Raw genomic sequence first — 6,992 nt, forward strand, 5'->3', positions numbered from 1 at the left:
GTTCCAGCCTCTCGCCAGCCGCCCTATGACGCGGCCATGCCCGCCTCCCCCGCGCCCGGCCCCGGTGGCGCCGCCCTGATCCTGCCCGTCGCGGCGCTCCTCGGCGGCATCGTCTCGCTCTGCACCGGCACGGCCTTCGCCAAGCAGTTGTTTCCCGCGGTGGGCGCGGCCGGCACCACGAGCTACCGGGTCGGCTTCGCGGCGCTCCTCCTCTGCGCCCTCTGGCGGCCCTGGCGCTGGCGCCTGGGCCGGGGCGATGTCGCGACGCTCGCCCTCTACGGGGGCGTGCTCGGGGCCATGAACCTCCTGTTCTACCTGTCGCTGCGCACGATCCCGCTCGGCATCGCGGTCGCCATCGAGTTCACGGGGCCGCTCGCGGTGGCGCTCTCCGCCTCGCGGCGGGCGGCGGACGTCCTCTGGATCGGGCTCGCGGCCCTCGGCCTCGTCCTGCTGCTGGTCCCGGGGCAGGGGAGCGCGGTGTCGGCCCTCGACCCGACCGGGCTCGCCTGCGTGCTCGGCGCCGCCCTGTGCTGGGCGCTCTACATCGTGTTCGGGCAGCGGGCGGGCCGGCTGCACGGGGGGCAGGCGGTCTCCCTCGGCATGGCGGTGGCGGCCCTCGTGGTGCTGCCCTTCGGCCTCGCCGAGGCCGGCGCCGCGCTGCTCGATCCCGGCTCGATGCTCGTCGGCCTCGGGGTCGCGGTGCTGTCGAGCGCGCTGCCCTACTCCCTCGAGATGGTCGCCCTGAAGCGCCTGCCGCGGCAGACCTTCGGGGTACTGCTCAGCCTCGAACCCGCGGTGGCGGCGCTCGCCGCCCTGGCGGTTCTGGGCGAGCGCCTGACCCCGGGGCAGGGGGCCGCCATCGCCTGCATCGTGGCGGCCTCGGCCGGCAGCACCGCGAGCGCCGCCCGGGCGGGCCCGACGCCCTGAGGACGAGCGGCACCTGCGACGACGCGGACCCTACGACGACGCGGACCCTTGGGCCGGCGGGAACCTTGGCCCAGCTTGCCCGCTTGGCCCACCGGCCTCCTGCGCCCGCCCGCATCGGAGCCCCGGCAGGCCCAGGAGGTGTCATGAACCAGATCCTCATCGTCGCCCTCGTCTGCGCGTCCTCCGTCCAGGCCCCCGATTGCTCCCGCGAGACCGCCCTCGACGTGATCACGGGGCCGGCCCACACCCTGCAGGAATGCCTCGTCCAGGGTCCGGTGCTCGCCGCCAATGCCGGCCACGGCGACGACAAGGGCAGCTACGTGAAGACCCGCTGCGAGGTGCGGCGATGAGCGAGCCCGGGACGAAACCCGAGACGAACCCAGACAGGGACGCCGGGAGGGACCCCGGGGTCGATCCCGACCGGGCGGTGGCGATCCGCCTGCGGGCCCGGCTCGCGGTGGTGGAGCGCGCGGCCTGGTTCGGCTTCGTCGAGGCCATGCGCGGGCGGCCCGCCGAGACGGAAGCCTACATCGCCGCCGAGCGGGCGCGCTGCTCGGAAGGGTTCGCCGGGCCCCGCTGGGCCCGCGACCTCAGCGAGGCCGAGCGCCGGATGCTCGCCGCCGAGGTCGATGCGGGCCTCGCCCAGCTGGTGGAGGATGCCCGCGCGGAGATCGGGCCGGCCTGAGGCCGGGCGGGGCGGCCGGGAGCCATTCCTTGCCGGACCGGCACCCGCTTCGCCGGAGCCGGCTACCCCGGCCCGCCGAACACGTCCCGCCAGGCCGGCGGCAGGCCCAGGAGGGCGGGCGGGCTGCCCGCGGGCGAGACCGGCAGGCCGGGCAGGGCGCGCGCCGCGTGCACGCCGCGGGCGACCGCGCGGGCCAGCGTCCGCGCCGCCGCGTCGCCGAGGCGCGCGAGGTCGACGATCGGGTCGGCGAGGGGCGCCCGGCCGGTCGCCACCGCGAACACGACGTCGCCGTCGAGCGGCGTGTGCACCGGGTGGATGGCCCGGGCGAGCCCGTCCTGCGCGGCGACCGCGAGGCGGCGCGCCTGCCCCTTCGTCAGCACCGCGTCGGTCGCCACCACGGCGAGCGTCGTGCTGGCGCCGGGCAGGGCGCGCGCCGGGAAGGCATGCGCGTCGGGCGGCAGGGAGGCCGGCCAGCCGAGGCCGCCGAACTCGGCCTCCCGCTCGAAGGGTGCGGCCCAGAAATGCGGCCCCTCCCCGATCGTCACCCGCCCGAAGGCGTTGACGGCGACGAGCGCGCCGACCCGCAGGCCGGCGACCGCGTCCGAGGCCGAGCCGAGCCCGCCCTTGAGGTTCGCGGTCCGGGCGCCGAGGCCCGCCCCGACCGAGCCGAGGGCGAAATCCTCGGCCGCCGCTGCGGCCGCGGCGTAGCCGAGCTCGCGATAGGGCGGGTAGCGGCCCCAGCCCTTGTCGCCGCCGTTGAGGAGGTCGAACAGGATCGCGCCGGGCACGATCGGCACGCGCATCGGGCCGATGGCGAAGCCCCGCCCCGTCTCGGCGAGCCGCGCCACCACGCCGGCGGCCGCGTCGAGCCCGAAGGCCGAGCCGCCCGACAGAACGAGCGCGTCGATGCCCTCGACCGTGCGCTCGGGGTCGAGCAGGTCGGTCTCGCGGGTGCCCGGCCCGCCGCCGCGCACGTCGACCGCGGCCGTGACGGGGCCATCGAACAGGATCGCGGTGGTGCCGCTCGCCAGCCGCGCATCGCCCGCGTGGCCGACCCGGATGCCCGGGATGTCGGTGATGCTGTTGCGGCTCATGAGCAAGGGCCTTGAGCAGGGGCCTAGCCGACGGGCTTGGCTGTCGCGTCCACGTTCGGAGGCAGTCCGGGAGCTTGGCACGGCCGGCCGCACCGGGCCAGCGGGCCTGGCCGGCGCGGGGGCACGAGAAATCCTAGGTGCCTTGGCCTAGGTAAATGATCATAGGCCATAGAGCCTAGGACCAGAAGCTTACAATCCTGTGCTCCGGGAGCCCGTCCCTGTGGATGCACCGGGCCGGCGCGGAAACGGGGCGGGCTCGCGCGTGTTAGGGTGCCGGCCCCGCGCGTTCCCGGTGAGAGCCACGGGGGCTCAGGCAGGCGGCGGATTTACCGGAGCGGTGATGGCGTTCGGCATCGAGATGGGCGTGACCATGGGCGCGGCGGGGACGCCCGAGCCGGCGCGGCTCGACCTCGAGGAACTCCTCGCGACCCGTCTCCTCGTCCAGGGCAATTCGGGCTCGGGCAAGTCGCACCTGCTGCGGCGCCTGCTGGAGCAGAGCGCCGGCCAGGTGCAGCAGGTGGTGATCGACCCGGAAGGCGACTTCGTCACCCTGTCGGAGGCCTACGGGCACGTGGTGGTCGACGGCGGCCACGCGGAATCCGACCTGCAGGCGATCGCCGCCCGCGTGCGGGCGCACCGGGTCTCGGTGGTGCTCAACCTCGAGAGCCTCGACATGGAGGCGCAGATGCGCGCCTGCGCGGCCTTCCTCGGCGGCCTGTTCGAGGCCGAGCGCGACCATTGGTACCCGGTCCTGGTCGTGGTCGACGAGGCGCAGATCTTCGCGCCCGCCGCCGCCGGCGACGTCTCGGACGAGGCCCGCAAGGTCTCGCTCGGCGCCATGACGAACCTGATGTGCCGGGGCCGCAAGCGGGGCCTGGCCGGCATCGTGGCCACGCAGCGCCTCGCCAAGCTCGCCAAGAACGTCGCGGCCGAGGCCACGAACTTCCTGATGGGCCGCACCTTCCTCGACATCGACATGGCCCGCGCCGCCGACCTCCTCGGCCTCGACCGGCGCGGCGCCGAGCGGTTCCGCGACCTCGCGCGCGGCGAGTTCGTGGCGCTCGGGCCCGCGCTGAGCCGCCGCCCGCTGGCGCTCCGGATCGGCCCGGTGGCGACGGCGGCCCGCTCCGGCTCGCCGAAGCTCATCCCGCTGCCGGAGCCCGGCGAGGCGGATCTGCGGGCGCTGATCCTGACGCCCGCCGAGGGCGAGGCGATTGCCCCCATCCCGTTCCCGCGCGCGCCCCGCACGCCGCCTCAAGCCCGGGTCACCCCGGCCGACCTGATGCGCGAACTCAGCGCCTACCGGCCAGAGCCGGCCGCCTCCGCCCCGGCCCTGGACGCGGCCGGGAACCGCGCGGGCTGCGAGGCGGTGCTGCGCGGCCTCGTCGCCGATCCGGACACGGGCGGCCACCCGGTGGCGGTGCTCTATCAGGATTACCTGGTGCGCTGCCGGATGCGCGGCCTCGACGGCGAGAGCGTCGGCCTGCCGGCCTTCCGCCGGGCGCTCAGCGTCGCCCGCGCGGGGCTCGACGAGGCGGCCCTCGCCGACGAGGCGGACGGGCGCTGGGCGCAGGCGCAAGAGGCGGCTTCCGCCATGCCCGAGGAGGTGCAGGGACTCTACCTGCTGCTCGCGCGCGCGGCGCTCGCGGGCGAGCCCTGCCCCGGCGACGCCGCGCTGGCGCGCGCGATCGGCAGCCGCTCGCCGGGCCGCGCCCGGCGTCTCCTCGGCTACGTCGAGAGCCGCGGGCACATCGTGTGCCGCAACGACGTCCGCGGCAGCCGCATCGTGGCGCTGCCGGCACTCGGCTGCGAGAGCGCGCCCGGCGACCCGAGATCGACCGCGGAGAGGGTCGCCCCGGAGAACGCGGTCCCGGAGAAGGCCGTCCCGGAGAACGCCGCGCAGGATCCCGGCGCCCGGGCGTCCGGCGCAGCGGCGTCGAGCGAGGCGTGGGGGCTGTTCGCCGCCGAGTGAGACCGTCTCCGCCCGGTCAGGGCGCTCCTCAGGCCGCGGCGCTGAGGCGCAGGAGTTCCGGGATCAGTGCCGCGGCCGAATCCTCCACCGTGCGGCCGTGCGTGGTGATGACGAGGTCGGGCGCGGCCGGCGCCTCGTAAGGGGCCGAGATGCCCGTGAAGTCCGGGATCGCGCCGGAGCGGGCCCGGCCGTAGAGCCCCTTCGGGTCGCGCGCCTCGCAGACGGCGAGTGGCGTGTCGATGAAGATCTCGAGGAACGGGATGTCGCCCGCGATCCGGTGGGCCGTCTCCCGCTCCTCGCGGAACGGCGAGATCAGCGACACGATGACGATCAGCCCGGTCTCGGCCATCAGCCGCGCGGTCTCGGCCGCGCGCCGGATGTTCTCGGCCCGGTCGCGCGCGCTGAAGCCGAGATCCCGGTTGAGGCCGAGCCGCAGATTGTCCCCGTCGAGCACCATGCTGTGGCGGCCCCGCGCCGTCAGCGCCCGGTCGACCGCGCTCGCGATACTCGACTTGCCGGCCCCCGACAGGCCGGTGAACCACGCGATGGCGGGTCGTTGTCCGAGCCGGGCCCAGCGGTTCTCCCGCGGCTGCAGGACGTGCGGGGTGAGGCTGCCGCAAGGCCCGGCCTGTTCCGTCACGGCCCGGTCGGCCGGGATCCGCTCCTCGCGGACCGGGAGAAGCGTCTGCCGGAAAGTGTTTCCGGTTTGTGTCCGAATTTTATCTGTAACGCGGAGCGCGGAAACCTTGCTCGATGCGAGGACGTGCACGTGACAACGCTCCGGAGTGCGGGTTTAACGTTCGCCGGGATACGTTTTAGTCAGATCGTGCTGGCCGAGAAAAGCTCTGTGGATCGCCGCGGCGATTTTTCGGCCGGAGGCTTGCATTTGCGCCACGCTCAAGGGCGCGCGGCACGACGCGGACACGGGACGCCCGGAACCTCCGGGCGCGGTCGCTTGGCTGCCGCCGCCGCGCACCGGGGCTGCGCCGGAGTTCAGCGCGCGGCGGTCTCGTCCTGCGGGATCGGGCGCGGGCGGCCCGCATCGTCGACGGCCACGAAGGTCAGGGTCGCCTCCGTCACCTTCTCGCGCAGCTGCGTGCAGAAGCGCCGGGCCCAGGCCTCCACCTCGATCTTCATGGAGGTGCGCCCGACGCTCGCCACCCGGGTGTAGACGCAGAGCACGTCCCCGACCCGCACGGGCCGGATGAACGTCATGGCGTCGAGCGCCACCGTGACGACGCGGCCCTGCGCCCGGTCGACCCCGGCGATGCCGCCGGCCTGGTCCATCTGCGACAGCACCCAGCCGCCGAAGATGTCGCCGTTGGCGTTGGTGTCGGCCGGCATCGCGATGGTGCGCACCGTGAGGTCGCCGCTCGGCTCCGTCCTCGTCCCGTTCATGCCCGCCTACCCCGCTGCCTGCTCCGCGTCGCCCGTCGCGCTCCTCAGGGCATCAGCCCGGCAAGTTTCAGGCCCGCCGCCGCGATCACGGCGGCGGCGCAGACGAAGCATTCGAGCGGGATCGTCTGCCAGAGGGCGTCGGGGCGTGTGCGCTGCGCCCGCTTCGAGAGAGCGGCGAGATCGAGCGGCGGCCCGTTCGGGGGCGCGGCGGCCCGGGTGGCGGTGTCGTCCATGGCGCGTTCCTCCGAGCGGCCCGATCTGGTGCCGGCCGTCTCGCGGGGACAGGATATCAGCGATTCGCGTTTCGCGGCAGCGGGACGGAGCGCATCAAAAAACCCGGCGGCTCGGGCGGGCCGCCGGGTCGTCCCCGCTGCGCGGGGTGGTGCGATCAGTAATAGAACCGGCGCGGGCCGTAGAAGCGGCGCGGCCCGTAATAGGGCCGGCGCCAGTAGGGGCGCGGGCCGTAGAAGCGGCGCGGCCCGTAATAGGGCCGGCGCCAGTAGGGGCGGGGGCCGTAGAAGCGGCGGCCGTAATAGTACTGCGCCTTCTCGGCCACGGCGGGGGCCGCCTCGGTCTGGAGGGCGAGGCCCGGCCCGATGGGGGCGGCCGACGCGGCCTGAGGCGCTGCCGCGGCGAAGCCTAGAGCCAGAAGGGCGGCCAGGACGAGTTTCCTCAGCACGTTCACAACTCCTTGGTGTGGTGACGGATGATCAGGCGACCCAGTGCGGTCCCGAGAATCCGCATGAGAACCCGGTCGCATTGAACGCACGAGCCGCACAAACCGTTTCGCGCGGCCGCGCGCCGCATCCGGCCGGATCTGATCCTCCCCCGTTTTTGTGGACACGGAGGTTACGTTGCCCAGCGCTGCTCGGCCTGCTCAGGCGTACGGTACCCGAGGGCTGAGTGGAGGCGCTGT

General features: G+C 74.7%; 9 protein-coding genes. 4 read left to right on the top strand and 5 right to left on the bottom strand.

All coding sequences use genetic code 11. The features are described from left to right. Positions 1-36: 36 nt before the first annotated feature. From WDW90_RS23875 to WDW90_RS23885, 3 genes are all read left to right on the top strand, one after another. Positions 37-927 (top strand): EamA family transporter, encoded by an 891-nt coding sequence (locus WDW90_RS23875; protein WP_336489961.1) that lies wholly within the window; start codon positions 37-39, stop codon positions 925-927. 143 nt (positions 928-1,070) lie between these two features. Then, on the top strand, positions 1,071-1,277 hold the full coding sequence (locus WDW90_RS23880) for a hypothetical protein (protein ID WP_336489962.1): 207 nt from the start codon (positions 1,071-1,073) through the stop codon (positions 1,275-1,277). Beyond that, complete coding sequence (locus WDW90_RS23885; RefSeq protein ID WP_336489963.1) at positions 1,274-1,612, top strand: hypothetical protein; 339 nt, start codon at positions 1,274-1,276, stop codon at positions 1,610-1,612. The genes WDW90_RS23880 and WDW90_RS23885 overlap by 4 nt, the downstream gene beginning before the upstream one ends. 62 nt (positions 1,613-1,674) lie before the next feature. On the opposite strand, the gene WDW90_RS23890 is transcribed toward WDW90_RS23885, so the two are convergent. Next, the gene (locus WDW90_RS23890; protein WP_336489964.1) at positions 1,675-2,706 is read right to left on the bottom strand and encodes a P1 family peptidase; all 1,032 of its coding nucleotides are present in this window, start codon (positions 2,704-2,706) and stop codon (positions 1,675-1,677) included. 340 nt (positions 2,707-3,046) lie between these two features. On the opposite strand from WDW90_RS23890, the gene WDW90_RS23895 reads away from it, so the two are divergent. Continuing rightward, positions 3,047-4,678: an ATP-binding protein gene (locus WDW90_RS23895; protein ID WP_336489965.1), complete on the top strand. Its 1,632-nt coding sequence runs from the start codon at positions 3,047-3,049 to the stop codon at positions 4,676-4,678. Positions 4,679-4,706: 28 nt separating this feature from the next. On the opposite strand, the gene cysC is transcribed toward WDW90_RS23895, so the two are convergent. From cysC to WDW90_RS23915, 4 genes are all read right to left on the bottom strand, one after another. Beyond that, positions 4,707-5,318, bottom strand: coding sequence for an adenylyl-sulfate kinase (gene cysC / locus WDW90_RS23900; RefSeq protein WP_431311113.1), 612 nt, complete (start codon positions 5,316-5,318; stop codon positions 4,707-4,709). Between the two features lie 353 nt (positions 5,319-5,671). After that, complete coding sequence (locus tag WDW90_RS23905) at positions 5,672-6,076, bottom strand: acyl-CoA thioesterase (protein ID WP_336489966.1); 405 nt, start codon at positions 6,074-6,076, stop codon at positions 5,672-5,674. Between the two features lie 44 nt (positions 6,077-6,120). Continuing rightward, entirely contained in the window at positions 6,121-6,309 is a 189-nt protein-coding gene (locus tag WDW90_RS23910; protein ID WP_336489970.1) for a hypothetical protein, read from the bottom strand. Between the two features lie 155 nt (positions 6,310-6,464). Then, positions 6,465-6,755, bottom strand: coding sequence for a hypothetical protein (locus WDW90_RS23915; protein WP_336489968.1), 291 nt, complete (start codon positions 6,753-6,755; stop codon positions 6,465-6,467). Positions 6,756-6,992 lie beyond the last annotated feature (237 nt).

The sequence above is a fragment of the Methylobacterium nigriterrae genome (assembly GCF_037106235.1).
Taxonomy (GTDB): Bacteria; Pseudomonadota; Alphaproteobacteria; order Rhizobiales; family Beijerinckiaceae; genus Methylobacterium; species Methylobacterium nigriterrae.